This is a genomic window from Rhodohalobacter sp. (assembly GCF_034521535.1).
GTDB lineage: Bacteria > Bacteroidota > Rhodothermia > Balneolales > Balneolaceae > Rhodohalobacter.
In genome coordinates this window covers 1-19,023 of the sequence record NZ_JAXHMF010000006.1, presented here as the reverse complement: position 1 = coordinate 19,023, position 19,023 = coordinate 1, and the positions used below count along the sequence as shown (strand labels likewise).

At 40.4% G+C, this 19,023-nt stretch carries 18 protein-coding genes; 14 read left to right on the top strand and 4 right to left on the bottom strand.

The features are described 5' to 3' along the window. Window positions 1–3: 3 nt before the first annotated feature. On the top strand, window positions 4–726 hold the full coding sequence (locus U5K35_RS12280; protein WP_322571788.1) for an SDR family NAD(P)-dependent oxidoreductase: 723 nt from the start codon (window positions 4–6) through the stop codon (window positions 724–726). A gap of 1,082 nt (window positions 727–1,808) precedes the next feature. Here U5K35_RS12280 and U5K35_RS12275 read toward each other — a convergent pair. Beyond that, window positions 1,809–3,350, bottom strand: coding sequence for a YifB family Mg chelatase-like AAA ATPase (locus tag U5K35_RS12275; protein ID WP_322571787.1), 1,542 nt, complete (start codon window positions 3,348–3,350; stop codon window positions 1,809–1,811). A gap of 93 nt (window positions 3,351–3,443) precedes the next feature. On the opposite strand from U5K35_RS12275, the gene U5K35_RS12270 reads away from it, so the two are divergent. Then, a complete protein-coding gene (locus tag U5K35_RS12270; protein ID WP_322571786.1) occupies window positions 3,444–3,818 on the top strand; it encodes a DUF4342 domain-containing protein in 375 nt (124 codons plus the stop codon). A gap of 54 nt (window positions 3,819–3,872) precedes the next feature. On the opposite strand, the gene aat is transcribed toward U5K35_RS12270, so the two are convergent. Continuing rightward, entirely contained in the window at window positions 3,873–4,478 is a 606-nt protein-coding gene (aat, locus tag U5K35_RS12265; RefSeq protein WP_322571785.1) for a leucyl/phenylalanyl-tRNA--protein transferase, read from the bottom strand. Between the two features lie 363 nt (window positions 4,479–4,841). On the opposite strand from aat, the gene wecB reads away from it, so the two are divergent. Further along, window positions 4,842–6,014, top strand: a complete 1,173-nt coding sequence (wecB, locus tag U5K35_RS12260; RefSeq protein WP_322571784.1) for a non-hydrolyzing UDP-N-acetylglucosamine 2-epimerase — start codon at window positions 4,842–4,844, stop codon at window positions 6,012–6,014. A gap of 91 nt (window positions 6,015–6,105) precedes the next feature. Here wecB and U5K35_RS12255 read toward each other — a convergent pair whose 3' ends face one another. Beyond that, window positions 6,106–6,768 (bottom strand): hypothetical protein, encoded by a 663-nt coding sequence (locus U5K35_RS12255; protein ID WP_322571783.1) that lies wholly within the window; start codon window positions 6,766–6,768, stop codon window positions 6,106–6,108. A 405-nt stretch (window positions 6,769–7,173) separates the two neighbouring features. Between U5K35_RS12255 and U5K35_RS12250 the strand changes: the two genes are divergently transcribed. From U5K35_RS12250 to U5K35_RS12230, 6 genes are all read left to right on the top strand, one after another. After that, on the top strand, window positions 7,174–8,973 hold the full coding sequence (locus tag U5K35_RS12250; protein WP_322571782.1) for an ABC transporter ATP-binding protein: 1,800 nt from the start codon (window positions 7,174–7,176) through the stop codon (window positions 8,971–8,973). 181 nt (window positions 8,974–9,154) lie between these two features. Next, window positions 9,155–11,497, top strand: coding sequence for a GumC family protein (locus U5K35_RS12245; protein WP_322571781.1), 2,343 nt, complete (start codon window positions 9,155–9,157; stop codon window positions 11,495–11,497). A 46-nt stretch (window positions 11,498–11,543) separates the two neighbouring features. Further along, the gene (locus U5K35_RS12240) at window positions 11,544–11,864 is read left to right on the top strand and encodes a hypothetical protein (protein WP_322571780.1); all 321 of its coding nucleotides are present in this window, start codon (window positions 11,544–11,546) and stop codon (window positions 11,862–11,864) included. Next, window positions 11,857–12,078 carry a hypothetical protein gene (locus U5K35_RS12235; RefSeq protein ID WP_322571779.1) on the top strand — a complete coding sequence of 74 codons (222 nt, stop codon included), beginning with the start codon at window positions 11,857–11,859 and terminating at the stop codon, window positions 12,076–12,078. Before U5K35_RS12240 ends, U5K35_RS12235 begins: the two co-directional genes overlap by 8 nt. Before the next feature lie 455 nt (window positions 12,079–12,533). After that, window positions 12,534–12,800: a GIY-YIG nuclease family protein gene (locus U5K35_RS19735; RefSeq protein ID WP_416221633.1), complete on the top strand. Its 267-nt coding sequence runs from the start codon at window positions 12,534–12,536 to the stop codon at window positions 12,798–12,800. A 34-nt stretch (window positions 12,801–12,834) separates the two neighbouring features. After that, the gene (locus tag U5K35_RS12230) at window positions 12,835–13,803 is read left to right on the top strand and encodes an SDR family oxidoreductase (RefSeq protein ID WP_322571778.1); all 969 of its coding nucleotides are present in this window, start codon (window positions 12,835–12,837) and stop codon (window positions 13,801–13,803) included. Between the two features lie 123 nt (window positions 13,804–13,926). Here the strand turns inward: U5K35_RS12230 and U5K35_RS12225 are convergent, their stop codons facing one another. After that, window positions 13,927–15,441: a capsule assembly Wzi family protein gene (locus U5K35_RS12225; protein ID WP_322571777.1), complete on the bottom strand. Its 1,515-nt coding sequence runs from the start codon at window positions 15,439–15,441 to the stop codon at window positions 13,927–13,929. Window positions 15,442–16,485: 1,044 nt separating this feature from the next. On the opposite strand from U5K35_RS12225, the gene U5K35_RS12220 reads away from it, so the two are divergent. The 5 genes from U5K35_RS12220 (at window position 16,486) to U5K35_RS12200 (ending at window position 18,510) form a co-directional block, all read left to right on the top strand. Then, window positions 16,486–16,860: a hypothetical protein gene (locus U5K35_RS12220; RefSeq protein WP_322571776.1), complete on the top strand. Its 375-nt coding sequence runs from the start codon at window positions 16,486–16,488 to the stop codon at window positions 16,858–16,860. Further along, window positions 16,838–17,176, top strand: coding sequence for a glycosyltransferase family 61 protein (locus U5K35_RS12215; protein ID WP_322571775.1), 339 nt, complete (start codon window positions 16,838–16,840; stop codon window positions 17,174–17,176). The genes U5K35_RS12220 and U5K35_RS12215 overlap by 23 nt, the downstream gene beginning before the upstream one ends. After that, window positions 17,163–17,357, top strand: a complete 195-nt coding sequence (locus U5K35_RS12210) for a glycosyltransferase 61 family protein (protein ID WP_322571774.1) — start codon at window positions 17,163–17,165, stop codon at window positions 17,355–17,357. Before U5K35_RS12215 ends, U5K35_RS12210 begins: the two co-directional genes overlap by 14 nt. 122 nt (window positions 17,358–17,479) lie before the next feature. Beyond that, on the top strand, window positions 17,480–17,950 hold the full coding sequence (locus U5K35_RS12205; RefSeq protein ID WP_322571773.1) for a glycosyltransferase family A protein: 471 nt from the start codon (window positions 17,480–17,482) through the stop codon (window positions 17,948–17,950). Next, window positions 17,863–18,510, top strand: coding sequence for a hypothetical protein (locus U5K35_RS12200; RefSeq protein WP_322571772.1), 648 nt, complete (start codon window positions 17,863–17,865; stop codon window positions 18,508–18,510). Before U5K35_RS12205 ends, U5K35_RS12200 begins: the two co-directional genes overlap by 88 nt. The last annotated feature ends 513 nt before the right edge of the window (window positions 18,511–19,023 follow it).

Below are 19,023 nucleotides of genomic sequence, written 5' to 3'. Positions count from 1 at the left end.
ACGATGTCTAAGAAGATAATAATTATTGGCGCTACATCCGGAATTGGAGAAGAGCTTGCCCGGCAGTGTGTTAACAAAGAGTATCATGTTGGCGGAACAGGACGTCGGCTTGAACGGCTCGAGGACTTGAAAAAAGAGCTGGGTAACTACTTCTATTTTGCGCCAATGGATGTGACTGATCACGCTAAATCAAAACAGCAACTTCACGATTTGATTGAAAATATGGGCGGCATGGATATCATTGTCCTGAATGCCGGTATCTCGAATTATCCGGCATCATCTATAACTGCGATGGAGCAAAAAATAATCGACGTGAATGTGAGTGGTTTTGTGCAAATGTTCGGGGAAGCCTTTCAGTATTTCAAGAAACAGGGGTACGGGCAAATTGTGGGCGTATCATCAATTGCGTCACTTTTTGGGTCATCACGTGCCGCACCGTATAGCTCGTCGAAAGCGTTTATCTCAACTTACATGCAGGCGTACCGTCAGCGCTGCAACAAAATGAAAGAGGATATCACCATTACAGACGTGAAGCCCGGATTCGTAAAAAGTGAAATGACGGAAGGCAAAAAGGGGATGTTTTGGGTGGGAGAGACCGACAAAGCGGTGAAGCAGATGCTTAAAGATATCGAGAAGAAGAAAGCCCATTCGTATGTAACCCGGCGGTGGCGGTTTGTTGCATGGCTGCTGAAACTGACGCCAAACTGGGTGTTGGATAGGATGTAGATTAGGGAATTTGAAAATAAGTTCATTGGTATATAGGCTTATTAAAGCTACTCATCCTACTGACCCACCCCCGTCCTCCTTCCGTCGAGGGCCGGACTAGCCCTGCGCTCTAAAGGGACTTGATAGGGAGGGGAGCTTCGAAATGAAACCATCAATCCTAAAATTTAACTAAGCCCATAGCAGTTTTCTTATAGCTCCATGTTGATTTGTATGCGCAATACATGACATTAAAATCGTAAGGCTGTCCAAAAGGGTCTTTTACTTCGTGCGCCACTTAAATAATTTAGGTTCTTTATTTGTACTCACCCTATTTCCCTCTCTATCGAATAGAGAGGGATTTAACGACTAAATTATTTAAGCTTGTTTATGTGTTAATTCACTTTTTGGACAGCCCCAAACTTACTTGCCCCAAAGTGGGCAAAGTCAACAACATAGTGCAGCGCGCTATGTCAGATGCACCGGTCAAAAAAGAAAGCCCTGTAAGGGCGTAATCCCGACAAAACATTGCCCATGCCACAATCACTTTCCAAGGTTTACACACATACATATCAACATAGAGCCGTTCTTATTCTCAGTGTCTCAAAAAAGGAGAAATAGGGGGGTATCAGATTGTTGAAGAATCCGGTCGATACAAATGTACCGCCAAAAAACTACAGAAGCAGGTAGATCAGCATCAAGATAAAGGGTAGCGTAAATACCCAGTCCCAGTTGGTTTTTCTATATGAGGTTTCATTCTCCATGGTAGTATCAACTCCTGTAATATGGGTTTGTTCCGACTGTAGTTCCGAATACGATTTAGTTCAAAAGCCGTTCTCAAGCTTCGGCTCTTATTCTCTTATCGGTGAATGTTCGAAAAGCGTAAATTAGAAGAATTTATAGGGACGATTGTTGATACATTACATGTAGTTACCAAACTTTGCATTAGTTCTTCTAAACTAATTAATTGTAATTACGTTGCGTACTTATCGGTTAATACACGGGTCAAGAAATTCACCGGATGAAGCGAATTCATCCGGTGAAACAATCGCCGCTAAAACATTTACGAACTTTAGTTAAGGGTTTGTTTTGATTTTGAATTAGATTTACCCCAACCACCCATCCCGATCAAGGCTTCTGTATTGAATAGCTTCTGATATGTGATGAGAACGAATCGATTCGGAGCGGTCGAGATCGGCAATTGTGCGTGAGACTTTTAAAATGCGATCATAGGCCCTTGCTGACAGCCCCAATGAGTTCATTGCCCGCTTCAGCATTTGTTGACTGCTATCATCCAGCGGACATATTTTTCGTGCCAGCTTTGTATTCATCTGGGCATTGCAGTAAACACCTTTGATGCCCATGAACCGGTGATCCTGAATATCTCTTGCCCCAATAACACGTTCCCGAATGTCGTTCGAGCTTTCCCCTTTCGCTTTCGACGAGAGTTCTTCATAGCTCACCTTGTCCACATCTATATGCAGATCAATACGATCCAGCAGCGGGCCGCTAATTTTTCCGAGATATCGATGCATTTGAATATTGGTTGCGCCTTCGGGATCGTCCGGATCAAACCAGTCGCCGGTGGGAGAGGGATTCATCGAGGCAACCAGCATGATTCGGCTGGGGTAGCTGACGCTCATACGCGCTCTTGAAATGCTAACGAATCCGTCTTCAAGCGGCTGCCGCATCACTTCCAGGGCGCTTCGCTTAAATTCCGGAAGCTCATCAAGAAACAGCACGCCGTTATGCGCCATTGATATTTCTCCCGGCATTGGGATGCTGCCGCCTCCCACGAGAGCCACATCAGAAACCGTATGATGCGGACTTCTAAACGGCCTGTTCGTAACCAGCGCACGTCCATTCGAGAGCAGACCTGCAACCGAGTGGATCTTTGTTGTTTCCAGGGCTTCATCAAGGGTAAGAGGCGGAAGAATGGTTGGGAGCCGGCGTGCCATCATCGTTTTACCCGACCCTGGAGGCCCTACCATAATCACATTATGACCGCCGGCCGCGGACACTTCAAGCGCACGTTTTACATTCTCCTGTCCGCGAACATCAACAAAATCGAGAATCTCTTGCTCTCCGTTTTGATGAAATAGAGTTTTGGGGTCGATCTGAATGGGTGAATGGGTGGATTCATCATCAAACCACTGCATCACCTGCTCCAGGTTTTCAAACGCCATGACTTTAATGCCGTCGACGACCCCGGCTTCCGGGCCGTTGGCTTTAGGTACAATCAGGTAGTCAAGATCTCTGTTGCGAGCCTCAACAGCGATAGGCAGAACACCTTTTACCGCACGCAAATTACCATCAAGTGCCAGTTCACCCAGTACGAGTGAGCGTGAAAGTTTCTCGATATTAATCTGATCAGACACGGCCAGCAGGCTCAGGGCAATCGGGAGGTCAAATGCGCTCCCTTCTTTTGGGAGATCGGCGGGTGCCAGGTTCACGGTAATACGTCCGCGGGGAAAGTGTGCCCCGGCATTTTTCAAGGCCGCATCAATCCTGTCTTTTGATTCACTCACGGCCCGGTCGGGCAGTCCAACGAGATAATATTTCGGAACACCGCCGCTCATATTTACTTCAACTTCTATGAGACGGGCATCAACACCAATGGTGGAGGCACAATAAACTTTTGAAAGCATGGTTTTGAATCTTTGTTAATCCTCTTTCGTAGTATGAGCATGAAATGGATAAAACCTTACAATATTTCCCGAAAAAAATTAATCCCACGAGATATGAAATCCGGCGAGAAAACTTTATTTGAAGAAGTTACCGGCACAGTTGATGAGATTGTGCGTGAAGTTAGAAAGCTAATCAGAGAAGGAAATGCCCGTAGCTTAATCATTAAAAACAAAGAAGGGCGGGTCCTTTTTCAAACCCATTTAACGTTTGGCGTTGCAGGAACGGCACTCTTTACGGTAATGGCACCGTTTATATCAGCACTTACCATGTTTGTGATGTTTGCCAATGACGTACAGGTGATGGTTGAAAAGCGAGAAAACGGGACATCTGATTCTGAACAAAACCAAGAGTCCCGCGATGAGTATGAGGTTGAAGGAGAGATTATTGATATTGAGGAGGGAGATGATGAGGAAGAGAGTGAAAAATAGTGATTTAGGTTTGGTGAACTGAAGAATTGTTGTAAAAATCTACAATCAGAGAATTTAATCCCCAAAAACTGTATTTTTCTGTAGCGCCTTTTCCAATCGCCTGTTGTACTCTTCTGATGAAATCTCAACGCATCCAAACTGAGCGAGATGCTCGGTGTAGAACTGGGTGTCCCAAAGCTCAAACCTATTCTTTTCAAGGATTCGGTGGCAGTGCCAAAGCGCTACCTTGTCGGCCTCTTTCTGATTTTTGAACATCGATTCGCCAAAAAAAGCCGATCCAAGTGAAACGCCATAAAGACCGCCCGCAAGGTTATCATCTGAATCATACATTTCTACGGAATGCGCGTGTCCGGCCATATGAAGTACATCAAATGAATTGATAATCACATCAGAGATCCAGGTAGATTTACGGTTTGCACACTGTTTCATCACATCGCGAAACCGGGTGTTAATGCGGCACGAAAACCGACCTTGACGGATTATTCGCTGTACATTACTTGATACATGAAAATTACCCATCGGAATGATTCCACGCTCCCGGGCCGAATACCAGTTCACAGACGAATCATTCCGGGAGTCGCTCATCGGAAAAATACCTTTGCTGTAGGCATCCAGCAGAGCTTCGGGCGGGATGATTTTGTTTGGGGAATATGGGTTCATAAATAGATGAAATGTAAAAATATAGAATTACAACGCGTTTACCAGTTGGATTAAAAATTTTGAAACAGTGAGGCTGTCCAAAAAGGTTTACTCTGCCTGAAGCAGCTTAAATAATTTAGGTTTTTTCTCCAGACTCACCCTATATCCCTCTATCCGCCGGCTCGGGGGGACACTCTTCAAAACAACCTCAACCAGTAAATACAATGTAAGAATACTCTTAATTCAAATCATGAATCAACTATAATCATATTTAATTGAGATATACTTTAACCCGATAAGAACAAGTAGTATTTTCAACAAAATTATTTAACATCTGTTTTGAAAAATTGAAATGGGTAAAGAGAAAAGATCAAATCATATAGCATGTTAATTGATATTATTGCCGGTGCGCGGCCAAACTTTATGAAAATTGCGCCAATCATAAAAGAGATGGAACGTGTAAACAGAGAATCAGAATTGGAAAAAGAGTCCGATAAGTTTCTTGAATACCGGCTTATACATACGGGTCAGCACTATGACAGAAACATGAGCGGTGCTTTTTTCGAGCAGCTTGGCATTCCTGAACCTCACATGAATCTTGAATCGGGGTCCGGAACTCAATCCGAGCAGACGGGAAGAATAATGACCCGCTATGAAGAAGTTTTGAAAGATAGGCTATCAACTCTTTGCATTGTAGTAGGGGATGTAACCTCGACTATGGCTTGTTCTATTACGGCGAAAAAAATGGGTGTTCGGGTTGCACACGTAGAAGGAGGAATCCGATCGCGTGACTGGACGATGCCTGAGGAAATAAACCGTGTGGCAACTGATAGCATAACCGATTACTTTTTTACCACTTCAGAGATAGCAAATAAAAATCTGAGAAGTGAAGGAGTAGATGGTGATCGAATCTTTTTTGTTGGCAACACGATGATTGATACGCTACTGGGAAACCTTGGGAAGCTTCGAAAACCACCGATGTATGATGAAAAATCATTAAAAGAAGGCCGATATTTTGTAATGACGCTTCATCGGCCTGCAAATGTTGATGAGGAACACAAGCTCAAAGAACTTATAGATAACATTGCTGAAGGTGTCGGTAGTGAAAAGATTGTATTTCCTGTGCATCCGCGAACAAAAAAGATACTGGATGATCTTGGAATAGCGCACAAGAATATAATTTATACAGAACCACTGGGGTATCTTGAATTCATATATCTTATTAAGCACGCTCGGGCTGTTATAACAGATTCCGGTGGCATTACGGAAGAAACGACTGTACTTGGAATTCCCTGTTTAACCCTTCGCGATAATACAGAGAGGCCTGAGACGGTTACCGAAGGAACTAATGAGTTGATTGGGACAAACCCTGAAGCGGTGAAACCGGCACTTAATCATTTAATGAGCGGGAATTGGAAAAAAGGAACAACGCCTCAAAAATGGGATGGAAAGACTTCGGTTAGAATTGTTGAAAAAATTCAGAAGTTGTATGATAGTGGTGGACTGGATAGACATAAACCGTTTGTGGATCGCAATCTTATGCTTGAGAAGCATTAGACGGTTATGGAGTGGATAAAGAAATAGCCCGTTTTGAAAAATCAATGGGCTTTTTTCTGGTGATTTAAATAAAATTTTGAGGATGAGAAATCTACTCTACAACTGTAATTACCGTCTGAACATCGGAAGGTGTCTCGGCAATTACTGCAAATCGAGTTCCTTCAACAAATTCAAAATCTTCATATCCCCCTTCCACAATTTCAAGAATTGTATTCACTTTGTCTCTACTGAAGTTGATTTCTCCATTTGTTCTCATTCGGCTAGGGAGGTTTTCATTTGGAATAGCCTCGAGATTGAACTCCGGAAATCCGCGGAGAGACCAGATCACAACCTGAAATTCACGATATGTCAATTCAGGGTCAGCTGATTTCAGATCATCAACAATATTGAAAAAGTAATTCAGTGGATTCCATTTTTCTACATTGAATGTAGAGTAGAGTTGGATGTTGTCGTAGGTTCCATTATCTGAATCAATTGCCACCTGCCAGTCAATGCACCAGCCTTCTCCTTCGTAGCCATTTTCAATTATTTCATTATTTTGGATTTGGCTGAATTGAATTACGAAATAGGAGTCGGATCCTCTATTAACAATTATAGATGAGTTTTCAGCACCTGTTATAGCCGTTACATCTTCTACAGGGTCAAGTGAATCTGATATATCTTCCTCGCTATTTGTTGAATTTATGCAAGATGTAAAAACAGCGATAATAAATATTAAGTAAATAGGAAGTAAGAAATTTAATTTTGAGTCCATTGATATAATTATGATTTGGAACGATTATCCAATTTGGTAGTTAGATAATTATAAGCGTTGTGTATATTGGTAATTCTCAAATATAGATACTCAAACCGATTTATTTGAATTATGATGCTTTAACACAACTGTTAAATTGGTTATTTGAATAAGTGAAACAAGTAGATATGAGCGCTCGATTTATACTGTGCACTAACCACCTTGTATGAATTATAAAATTGATATAGAGAACACTTCCTAAATCGAATATAATCTAAATAGACGACGATTGGTAAAGGTTAGAAAAAGTATAAGTTACGTATAATTTATTTATTGAATTGGATTCAAACTTCTGAAGAATTTAATTTTTGGTCACTTGTCTAATCATTACTTTTAATTTCATTATTAACCTAACAAAGAAAACCATTGTCAGTATTATCAACAATTAAATACTTTTTTTCAGCCTATCGAAAGTTTATCGGGAGAAGAGTTTATATCGTTTTCTTCTTAACCGCTGCTGTAGCACTTGCTGAAGGCCTGGGAATTACTCTGATTCTTCCACTAATTGAGTCGGCAGATGCCGGAAATTCGGATAAAGAAATGAGCACAGTTGCGGTTGCGTTACAGGTTATGCTTGATTTTATCGGTATCGGCGACTCAATGGTGGGTATACTGCTTTTTATTGGTGCAGTTTTTGTTGGTAAGGGGTTGCTTATGTTTGGAGAAGGCGCCTACTTCAGTTACCTGAAATCCCGGCTGATGGTAGAAATTAAAGGAAAGATGTTTAATGCCTACAGCACAATGGATTATAACTACTATTTGGAAAGAAATACAGGCCATTTTATAAATATTCTTACTGGTCAAATAGGTCAATTTATTCAATCATTCGGTTACTTTAAAAATTTTCTTTCTAAGTTGATCATGTCATCAGCGTATCTTTTGGTTGCTTTTTTACTTGCCTGGAAGTTTGCCCTGATGGCGTTAGTCGTTGGAATAGTGGTTCTGTTTCTCTTCCGCTGGCTGAATGAATTTGTAAAAGATCTATCGAGAAAAGCGTCTGCAGAGTCCGGTGAATTGAATAAGTTCTTGGTTCAATCTCTGCAGGGATTTAAATATCTCGCTTCAACTGCGGAGATGGGGTTTCTGAAGAACGGAATATTTGGTAGCATTAAAAAATTAGCTATTTATCAATATAAAAGAGGGATGGCCGGCTCTTTCACCAGTGCTATTCAAGAACCTGTGTCTGTAATATTTCTTTTATTTATCATCATTGTTCAGGTTTCAGTATTCGATGCGCCGATAGCACCAATATTCGTGGCTCTCATTCTATTTCACAGGGGAATGCAGCAAATCATTGGAATTCAGTCGCAGTGGCAGTCAACTATTAACAATGCCGGTTCAATAGAAATGGTTATGAATGAATTTAATGCTGTGAAAGCCGAGCAGGAGCCTGATGGTAAAACCACTGTTGGAAGATTTAGTAAGAATATTGTTTTTGATAATATTTCATTTTGCTATGATCAGGAAGATGGTGATGTATTGAAAGAGATAAATCTGGAGATTCCGGTGAATAAGACGGTGGCGTTTGTCGGAGAATCAGGTGCGGGCAAATCCACACTTATTGATATGTTAACGCTGATGCTCCGGCCCCGAGTCGGTAAAATTTATATTGATGGTATTGCCGATGATGAGATTGATAAAAAATCGTGGCGTTCTCAAATTGGGTATGTTTCACAGGAAACCGTTGTTTTTGATGACTCAATCGCCAATAATATAAATCTCTGGAAAGGAGACTACGAAAATGATCCTGAGGTTCAGCGTAAAGTTCATGAAGCTGCGGAAAAAGCATATGCACTTGATTTTATAGAGAGTTTGCCCAATGGATTTCATACAATGGTAGGAGATAGGGGGATCCGGTTATCCGGGGGGCAGCGGCAACGACTGTTTATTGCACGAGAGCTGTTTAAAGATCCGAACCTGTTAATTTTGGACGAAGCAACAAGCGCACTTGATTCAGATTCGGAGAAGTATATACAACAAAGTATTGATAATTTAAAAGGGTCGATGACCGTTGTTATTATTGCCCACAGGCTATCTACAATTAAAAATTCTGATAAGATTTATGTGTTGGATGAAGGAAAAGTCATTGAACATGGTTCATATGATGATCTTACCTTAGAAAAGAGTGGTAAGTTTAAGGAAATGGTAGAAATGCAAAGTCTGTAAAGGATATATTATTTTAATTGTTGTTTGATAACATAACCATATAGGGTGTAAGGTAAATATCAAATCAGGAACTATAAATCATTATCGGAATTTCGAAATATATAAATTCAAATATTTTAATAAGCTGACAATAGAAGTAGTTCTTCAGTTCACGGGATATAAAATAGAGTAAGAGGATAAAATGTCACAGTCACTTCAAATAAATAATAATGGCAAAAACCAAAACAGGCAGGAGAATCTGTCTACTTTTTCTTTGCCAAAACAAGATCAATCAGGTGGCCTGGATCCAAAAACAATTGTATTTACAATTTTCCGATACAAGTGGCTAATACTTTTGTTTTTGATTGCGGGTGGAACTGCGGCTTGGTTTTATGCTGATACAATCGAGCCTACATATGAGAGCAGGGGTACCATACTCGTAAGTTCACCTGATCAACAAAGGGATAATGAATTATCAAGAATTATTAATCAAACAACCGGAGGGGGGGATGCCACACTTGCAAATGAGATGCAGGTGATGCAATCGCACTCTTTCGCCCGGCAAGTCGCAAGAAGCTTATCTGAAGACGAAGATACTGATATCAGTGATTTACCCACTTTCTGGAGAGAAAAGGAGGATGGGTCAGTAGAAAAAAAAGAATTGGACGCAGTTGCGAACTCAATCAGAAGTGGCTTAAAAATACAGCTTGTAAATAGAGATTCGGATGTTCTTGAAATGAGTTTTACAAGCTCATCTCCGGTTGAGACGGCTACTATTGTAAATAGTGCGATGAATGTTTATGTAGAAGAGTCAACGATTCAAAACAGAAAGGATGCTGAATCCACAACGGATTTTCTGGAGAAAGAGAGAGCAAGGTTGAAAGAGAATCTTGAAGAGGCCGAGCAGGAGTTAAAGAATTTTATGGATAGAACGGGAATTGTTGCAGTTAATAACCAGGCATCATCCGCTGTAAACAGGAGAGAACAAATTCAAGCAGAACTCGAAGAGGTACAGCTGGAACTGGAAGCCACAGAGATGGCAATTAAAAATCAGGAGGAAGAGCTGGAACGGATCAGGCCGGGATTAGTGAATGATTTTTCTGATGCGGTTGCACCTCGTATACAGAGCCGCCAGGAATTGCTTAATGAGTATGAGCGGGAACGCTATTTAATATTGCAAAACTATCCGAATGTTAGACAACGAGAGGAAACACCTACACAGCTTAAGCGTTTAGATGAACAAATTGAAAATCTGAAAAATGAAATATCTAAACTCTCCGAAGAAATTTTTTCTGAACAAGATGAATATATGGGTATGGAAAGCGCAGAACGTACCCGTATGGTTACTGAAATTCAAACCCGGCTTGTAGAATTAAGATTGCAAAAAAGTCAGTACGAATCGAGAATCGATGTACTGCAAGAAAGAAAAGCGGAAGCAGAGGAAAGTTTTCAGGAATTACCGGCTGAGATGACACAACTGGCACAGCTACAGAGAGACCTTGAAATGCAGGAGCAGCTTTATCTGGATGTTTCCAGACGTTATGCGGATATGTCAACCTGGAAAGAGACTCAGTACGGCAATGGCAGAATTATAGATCTTGCAACAGTTCCCGGTGCTCCAATTAGTCCGAATAAAATTTTGATACTTATGATGGGAATTGTGCTATCAGGAATGCTGGCTGGATTTGTAATTGTGGTAAGAGAATTCTTTGATAATTCAATATCAAGCATCGGGACTATCAAATCACATGATATTCCAATGTTGGCTGCTATACCTGCTTTTAAGAAAATTTCAGTAAACAATGGAAGTGGCCTGGCTAAATATGAAGTTGGGAATGGGGATGTTCCAAATGAAATGGTACTTTTTAGAGATAGATCAAATATTGTATCTGAGTCTATTCGACGATTAAAGAATAATATAATCTTTCAAAATGCTGATAATGTCCCAAAAACAATTGCCATTACCAGTTCCGAAAAAGGTGAAGGTAAAACATCAATTGCAAGTAATTTAGCTTTGGCATTTGCCGAAGAGGGTTACAAAACATTGATAATTGATGCAGATTTCAGAAGGCCACGGGTTCATACTCTTTTTGGGCTTTCAAACGAAAGAGGCATTAGTGATCTTATTAGAGGGCAGGCTTCGGCTTCAGAGGTAATTCAAAGTTCCGATAATAAATATCTTAAGGTAGTAACCTCAGGGTCGAAAACTGATAGGCCTGATTCCCTTGTGAATGACAAAAATTTTGGGTCTTTTTTAAAGAAAACGGAATCAATATTTGACGTCATTATATTGGATACGCCACCTTTTGGTATTATAAGTGATTCAACCTCTTTACTTAAAAATGCCGATGCAACTGTAATGGTTGCTAAATATCGCAAAACAAATAAGCAGGTTTACGAGCATACACTGGATGAATTAAGGAGAATTAATGCGAATGTTTGCGGTATGGTCCTCAATGGATTTGAGCCGGATAAAGATCCTGCAGGTCATTACAGCTCAGGGTATTATAAATCAATGTATGAAGGGTATAAATCCTATGTTTGATATTTAATAATTATCCTCAAGAGAATACACTTTTTCTTAACTATTTATGAAGAATCTTAACATGTATAAAATCTTTTTACTGCTTCTTATTTCAGTAATGTTCGTATTTATTAAAACACCTGACTTATCAGCCCAGCAACAGGCTGGAGGCGATAGTTTTATCCGTGTTGCAGAATTTGGTCAATTGGTTGATTCTGTTAACGTATGGGGGGACATAAATACGGCTGGCAGATATCTTATTCCTGAAGGGACAAATGTTGTTGAAATGATTTCATATGCAAGAGGATATAATACATTACGAGGTAGGGAAACAGAATTAGATTGGTCAGCTGTAAATCTTGAAATAAAAGTGTCAAGACTTGAATGATAATCAAGAAGCAATGGAGGTCGCCTATTTCAGATATAGATACCATGATCCTGAACCTGTTGAAATGTATGAATTTACTTTAGAGAATAATGATATAGTAACAGTTCAGCTCAAACGAAAGCCGTCACTCAGGGATTATGTTCAGGTTGTAGGAACTACTCTTGGTGCAATTGCTACTTCTCTATTACTCATCGAAAGATTGAGAGATAACTGATATAGCGTTCTGATTATACAACATAATAATATTGACACTTTCAGTTGCCAATTGAAAGGATGTTTCTTGCCTTAGCAGAAAGTTAGAATTGAAATTTTTAATTCTTATTTTACACACTTTTAATATAAAAGCTGTTATTATTTCCGCTGCGATACGATTTTAAAATTGAGTAAATTCCTCTTCTTCCTTGTGGCCTTTTAGCAGTTTGGTGACACATAAAATAACAGTTATAGAAAAATGGTTGGTTTTAATTATAAATCACACTTCCTCTGTCTTGAGATAGCTCAACTGTTGACAGAATTAAAAATAGATGTTTTTAAAAAAGAGGCTCAAATCGTATTCCACAGGGCAAGTTTGAATGGCAGTAATATGAAATTACAGAAAAAATTTGCATGAAATTATTAATTACAGGCGGTGCGGGGTTCACCCCGTGGAATGATCGAAAATTTTACTAAATGAAGTTTTTTTATGTTTACATACTAGAAAGTTTGAAAGATGGAAATCATTATACTGGATATACAGAAAATTTACGATCACGATTTGAGCAGCATGAGAAAGGGGAGGTAGACTCTACAAAAAATAGAAGACCGTTGAAGCTGATTTACTTTGAAGGTTGCCTGAATCAAAAAGATGCCCTAAGACGAGAAAAATACTTGAAAACTCATTATGGAAACATGTTTTTAAAAAAGAGGCTCAAATCGTATTCCACAGGGCAAGTTTGAATGACAGTAATATGAAATTACAGAAAAAATTTGCATGAAATTATTAATTACGGGTGGGGCGGGGTTCATCGGATCTAACCTTGTAGAGCACTTTTTGGAAGATGAAAGGATAACTCTTGTCCGGATACTGGATGATTTAAGCAATGGATATTACGACAACATCAGGGAGTTTGAAAACCACCCGAAGTTTGAATTTGTAAAAGGAGATATTTGTAACTACCAAACTTGTCTGAAAACTTGTGAGGGAATAGACAAGATTACCCACCAGGCAGCTCTTGGGTCGGTGCCACGGTCGATTGAAAATCCCATGCGTACGACGGAAGTAAATATACTTGGCACGGTTAATATGATGCATGCTGCCGTAGAAAAAAATGTTGAGCGAATCGTTTTGGCTTGCAGTTCGAGTACCTATGGTGACAGTAAAGAGTTACCCAAGGTTGAAGACAGAATTGGGAAACCGCTGAGCCCATATGCGGTAAGCAAAGTATCTATCGAGCAATATGCAGATGTATTCAGTCAAACATATGGTCTGGATTATATTGGACTTCGCTATTTTAACATTTTCGGTAAACGGCAAAATCCGGATAATCCTTACGCTGCAGTTATACCTATCTTTTGCAAAGCCTACATCGACGGAATTCCTCCTACTATTAACGGTGATGGAAAAACAAGCCGCGATTTTACCTATGTCGACAATGCCGTTCTGGCGAATGACAGGGCACTTTCTACAGAGAACAAAAAAGCTCTAAATCAAATATATAACATAGCCTGTGGAGATCGAACAACACTAAACGATATGGTGGAAATCCTGGAGAAAGTCAGCGGAAAATCACTGGATGTAAAGTATGGTCCGGAACGACCTGGTGATGTCAAGCATTCGCTGGCGGATATCAGTAAAGCCAGGGAATTGCTGGGATACAAACCGAAGGTTATGTTTAAAGAGGGTTTAGAGAGAGCATATCAATACTACTTGGATGCGTATAGTAAACAACCTGTGGAGTAATGATTTTTTCATAATTGAGAAGTAATCATCCATAGGTTAAACACCTCACACCACCAAGTTTCAGAAAGATCTCGTTCTAATACCACTGTATTCCAATGAACAGATTTGGGATTAATGAGATTTTTAACCTGATATTGAAATCCCCAGCATGAAACCGTAACGGTTTTGCCAAAAATCTCCGCCATCAGCGGCAAAACTGGAATGCATATAAAGATTCTGGTCAGGCAACAGAAGAAATTGAAGTCTCAAGATGCCGGATATTCGATCCTTTCGAAGTTCACTTCTGGGTCGTAGTTCGAGGTCGTCGGGAACCCGGTCTCCCGGCAAAATGCTGCACCGGCCTGAAATGATTTGATCCTGACATACACCGTAATTTCGGCTGTATGTAATCATCGTGTGATATGAGATCCGTTCTGTTAGATGTCCTTTTATTCCGAGATGGTGGGCAATCATTATATTATTGACCACTTCTCTTTGGTCTGGATTATAGGTAAATAAAGGATTACCCATTAAACGGCCTTTATATGTCCATCCATCCTTGTAAATGCCATTGTTATAAAAATTGGCACGACCCTGGGCCAGGTTATTCTGTGATTCCTGCTGAATACTATTTAGGTGCTCATAGACAACACTGTTTATCAGACGGTTTTCTTTTTCATTAACAATTCCTATTCCCCAAATTCCGTCCCATGGACTTTGCAATTTGACAGACAGTTCATCTTCAAGAAAGAGATGCCGGTAACCTAAGAGTTTGAAATTTTGAGCATGGTAAGTGAACCCAAATTCATATACACCAATTGAATTCCCGAGGCGATTCAGTTGGTCGCTGTATGGAGCGTTACTTTCTTCATTACCAGAACGGGAAAAGACGACTCTCAGATAATCTTTAAAGCTTCGGGGGAGTTGCCCAAGCTCTTTATCTTTTCCTGCCCACATCACGCTATGAAAAATTCCGAGTTGTATAGAGAGCCTATTAAAATCATATCTTAACTGAAGCGATTTGTGATGAATATAGGGTGAGGAAATAAATCGATCGCTCTCTAAAATTCCATCGGAGTAATGTAGTCGCAGCTGAAGATGCTTACCCGTTCCGGGTATGGGAGTAAAACCATCGGTTTCTATGCTTATGCGCGGATATGGTATGGCATTATGGCTTTCAACCATAAATCCGGTTGTAAGACCCTCAATAGACTTATCAAAATCATTCATACGGTAAAACCGCCCGATTTTTAATTTAGCAAATCGATATTGAACCTCACCAAATAGTTGTTGAAAATGAATGGTGTTACTAAGATCAGAAATGCGATTTACAAGAGTCGTGCCCAGTCTGATGTCAAATGATGAATCATTGGAAGTAATAGGTGTGTTAAGAGCAATACCACTTATCGAGTTAACTTTACTTCCGGGGCGCAGCAATCCGTGGGTATTTGCATAAAACCAAAAAGGAATAATGTCGGATCCTCTGTTAAAATGGGTAAAGAATCTGTATGATATTTGATCAGATTCAATGTTAGGTTGTTCATCATAAATCATTGAGACGTTTTCTGAAGAACCTAAAGAACGTTGAGCTGCCGCAGGTGAAATACCTGCTGTTATCTGTAATAATATGAGTATTGATAGTGTTAAGATAGTTTGCATTTAAATGGGCCTGTGCATTATGGACAATCCTTAGACTTCTGTTTAGTTCTTTAGTAATATGTTATAAAGTGTTTTTTTGCTCTTGTTTAATTTATGACTTAAGGAGGCCCTGCTTCTGGGCCCAGGTACGGCTATCGAAATCAAACAGATGATTGAAATAAGATTTAGCTTGCTCAAAAGACCATGTACCCTGCTGAACCTGTGGCCAATAAGCTACCGTATTAATATCTAAAATATAAAATTGTTCAAAAATAGCGGGGATTGTTTCTTCCCCTAAAGCTGATATAGCTGCGTTCGGTGATTTCCGTTTCCTGAAGAGAGATATCGATACGATTTTTTGCACTTCATAATCAGAAGGCCGGCATGACCAAGTCTGCGGTCGTAACCATTCGCTTTGATGCTTTCATAAACGGTGATAAGCCTTCGGTATTCGAGCTGGCCTTTTCGGGCTGATACTGCCCATGGAACTGATAGCCATCCCCTTTAAGTGAGAATTGTTGCTCAGGTATCTCGAAGTGACGTCCGTGATCGTATTTCCACCTTCTTAAGTCTTGATCTACCTTCCGGCGGATAAGGTCCAATCGCAACAGATGAAAGGGCGTCTTGAGGATTTTTTGTAACATTATAGATCATATGTTTAAAGTAGATGATGTATGTCAAAGAATTAAGGATTAATAATAAGTTGTTATTTTGATAGAAGGTGTTTTAATTTGAGAGTCATTTGTCTTTGTATGAATAATAAAATGAACTCATTTAAATATCTCTATTGATTCACATTGATGAACAATCTGCATGATTAAACTGATTTTTTGAATTTGAAAAAGTTGTTCAAGAGAATAGCGAGTAAAGCTTTACGGGAAGGCTTGCTCTCCCCATATTGGTTTGGTTACCGCTGGATTGAAAAAGAAACGGTGCATCAGTATCTGGACCGAAAACAAAATTCGAAATTAAATAAGTTGTATAAAACGATTCATGAAACGGAGAGCGTAAAGAATCCGCTTCCCTGTAATATCAAAATCGTAATGATCTTCCGAGGGATCGCGGATGGTGGGGATACTCTTTTGGGATGTTCCGGAACGGACCAGCGGTGAAACATTTATGGCCACAATGCCTGATTGTACTGTGGTTCCCTGTATAAATCCGAACGACAGCCAGTTCTGGGTTACCATTTTAAATGAGGATGAGAGATCTCTTGAAATGGATCAGATCACGTTGAGGCCATGGAATATTGAGGTGCTTCGATCGGCGAAATCTTCTGATAAGGCAGATAAGGCAACCTGGATCCTGGAACGGGTGTTTCGCAATCACTCCCACTGGATCACATCGCATCTGCCAAAACTGATTTTCCTTAAGAATAGAGGAGAGCTGGAGAATGTTATTCTTCCACCTCCTGAGTTTGAGAACTCCTGTTATCGATAGTTCACTTGAGATGCTGGGAATTAACCCGGATGAGTTTCGCACACTCGATTACACGCGCCCCTTGAAAGTAATAGAACTCACCGTACTTGAAACCGACCGGTTCCGGCCCGAATTGTTAAGGTCTGTGCGGGATGTTTTTTGTACATCCGAAGAAACTTCCCATCGCAGAATATATATCAGCAGGGCAAAAGCTAAGCGCCGGCAGCTTGTAAACGAGAACGATATTTGGCCGCTGCTTGAAAAGTTGGGATTTGAGAAAGTATTTATGGAAGAACTCAGTTTTTCAGAACCAGATAGAAACCATGCAGCAGGCTGAAATTGTAGTGGCCCCTCATGGCGCTGCAATCACCAACGTTATTTTTCTGTCGCCCGGGACCCATGTAGTGGAAATTGCCGATCTCAGTTTTCCCAATCCGAATTTCTATGCGCTTGCCTCAGCGATGGGCATCATTACTGGATTCTTGATGCTGATGGAATTGGAGATGTTCACCCATTAAAGAAAGATTTGATGGATAGATCCAAGCGTGGTAGAGTCTGCCGTTCAGAAAATTCTTTAAAAATATGTGAGTGGAAGTGAAAGTATCTGTCATTATTCCGTGCTACAACGAGGAGGATTTTATTGGACAGGCCATTTGGCTCATTGTTGGAACAATCGCGCCCGCCGGAAGAGATTATCGTGGTAGATGATGGGTCTACTGACAGGAGCACGGAGATTGCACAGAGTTTTGGGGAGGCTGTAACGGTATTATCATCAGGGGGTGGAGGAGCGCCAAAGGCACGAAATCTTGGGGCTGATTATGCTTCAGGTGATGCCCTGATGTTTTTTGATGCGGACGATGTTTTGGGTCCAGGAGTATTGGATAGTCTTGTAAATGAACTTGAAAAAAATGAGGATGGAATTATTGTCTGTCCCTGGTTTCGCATGGAAAAGGTTGATGGCAAGTGGATTAAGCGACCGAGGTCGTGCCTCCCTTTAAAAAATGAAAAGAATTATCTAAGTGGATGGATAACAGGAAGATACCATCCGCCCTGTTCGGTTTTATGGTCGCGTACCGCCTATCAAAAAACAGGGGGTGGGACACTGAAGTAACTGTTAACCAGGACGGAGACCTGATGATGCGTGCTCTTGTTGATGGAGTTGAGCTGAGGATCACAAAAAAAGGTGCTGCATACTATCGTCGCATGCCCGACGATACGTTATCTTCTTCACAGAGTGCAGGCCGGTTTTCTCGAAAGGGCCGGGAATCTCAAATTCATGTGCTGCAAAAGATTTCAAAAAAACTTGTTGAGAAAAATAAGCTGGATGCATATAGAGAACCGATTACGGATGCATTGAATGAAATTCGGACTTTATGCCAAGATCGTTATCCAGAGTTGGCGGTGAAATGTACAGATTTGATAAATAAATATGGAGATCCCCGGTATGTGCGATTTGTCCGAAATAGTTTTGGAGCGTTCATCCGTTCAATGCAACGATTATCAAATATAGCAGCACACAATTTGACACGTTCGGGGCTGGACAACGTGCGAAAATTCGTTAGCCATCCGAAAAATAGATTTTCATCCCAAAACAGTTCTGAAACGAAACTGCACCAAAATAATGAAAAAGAGCAGGAAGAAATCACATATGGTTTGACAGCATATCAGTGAGGTATCACCTAAAAAGAATGAAGAGCTATAAAGGGGGTAATTAATAGAAAGCTACTAATTCGTAGCAGGCTTTTTTATAATAAACGTAACGTTTACAAACTAAGTTAAAAAAAATCAGGAGCCATACACAGTTTTTCCGTTTTGTTTCATATTCTTTTGCATAGCAGATTCAATCAGAAGTTCAAAAGCCCTGCTTAGACGATTCATCGCAGCTTTTTCACCTCTGCCGTGATAACCCCTTCGCTGGCCCGGCAGGGGTATTGTTAACATCTATCTACTCATAGATGCAGGCCATCTTTGCTTATCTCTCAGTATGTCCATCTCCGGCGATAATCTACACCCAGTTCCAAGAGCTAATTGAGAAATACGAGAAAGTTCGTTTTCGCTAAAAATTTCTTTTGGTTCATATATCTCAGCAAAAACATTTATCTGACCCAAATCGGTTTTCCATAGCCCGAACCTTTTTGTATACAAATGGAATCTGCTGAAGCAACACGAAAGTCAAACCAAAAA

Excerpts from the sequence above, each read along its gene's own strand:
- U5K35_RS12230 (WP_322571778.1), top strand. The coding sequence starts at position 12,835 with ATGAAATTATTAATTACGGGTGGGGCGGGGTTCATCGGATCTAACCTT.
- aat (WP_322571785.1), bottom strand. The coding sequence starts at position 4,478 with ATGAACCCATATTCCCCAAACAAAATCATCCCGCCCGAAGCTCTGCTG.
- U5K35_RS12200 (WP_322571772.1), top strand. The coding sequence starts at position 17,863 with ATGGATAACAGGAAGATACCATCCGCCCTGTTCGGTTTTATGGTCGCG.
- U5K35_RS12240 (WP_322571780.1), top strand. The coding sequence starts at position 11,544 with ATGAAGAATCTTAACATGTATAAAATCTTTTTACTGCTTCTTATTTCA.
- U5K35_RS19735 (WP_416221633.1), top strand. The coding sequence starts at position 12,534 with ATGAAGTTTTTTTATGTTTACATACTAGAAAGTTTGAAAGATGGAAAT.
- U5K35_RS12280 (WP_322571788.1), top strand. The coding sequence starts at position 4 with ATGTCTAAGAAGATAATAATTATTGGCGCTACATCCGGAATTGGAGAA.
- U5K35_RS12220 (WP_322571776.1), top strand. The coding sequence starts at position 16,486 with ATGGTGGGGATACTCTTTTGGGATGTTCCGGAACGGACCAGCGGTGAA.
- U5K35_RS12270 (WP_322571786.1), top strand. The coding sequence starts at position 3,444 with ATGAAATCCGGCGAGAAAACTTTATTTGAAGAAGTTACCGGCACAGTT.
- U5K35_RS12210 (WP_322571774.1), top strand. The coding sequence starts at position 17,163 with ATGCAGCAGGCTGAAATTGTAGTGGCCCCTCATGGCGCTGCAATCACC.
- U5K35_RS12245 (WP_322571781.1), top strand. The coding sequence starts at position 9,155 with ATGTCACAGTCACTTCAAATAAATAATAATGGCAAAAACCAAAACAGG.
- U5K35_RS12225 (WP_322571777.1), bottom strand. The coding sequence starts at position 15,441 with ATGCAAACTATCTTAACACTATCAATACTCATATTATTACAGATAACA.
- U5K35_RS12255 (WP_322571783.1), bottom strand. The coding sequence starts at position 6,768 with ATGGACTCAAAATTAAATTTCTTACTTCCTATTTACTTAATATTTATT.
- wecB (WP_322571784.1), top strand. The coding sequence starts at position 4,842 with ATGTTAATTGATATTATTGCCGGTGCGCGGCCAAACTTTATGAAAATT.
- U5K35_RS12275 (WP_322571787.1), bottom strand. The coding sequence starts at position 3,350 with ATGCTTTCAAAAGTTTATTGTGCCTCCACCATTGGTGTTGATGCCCGT.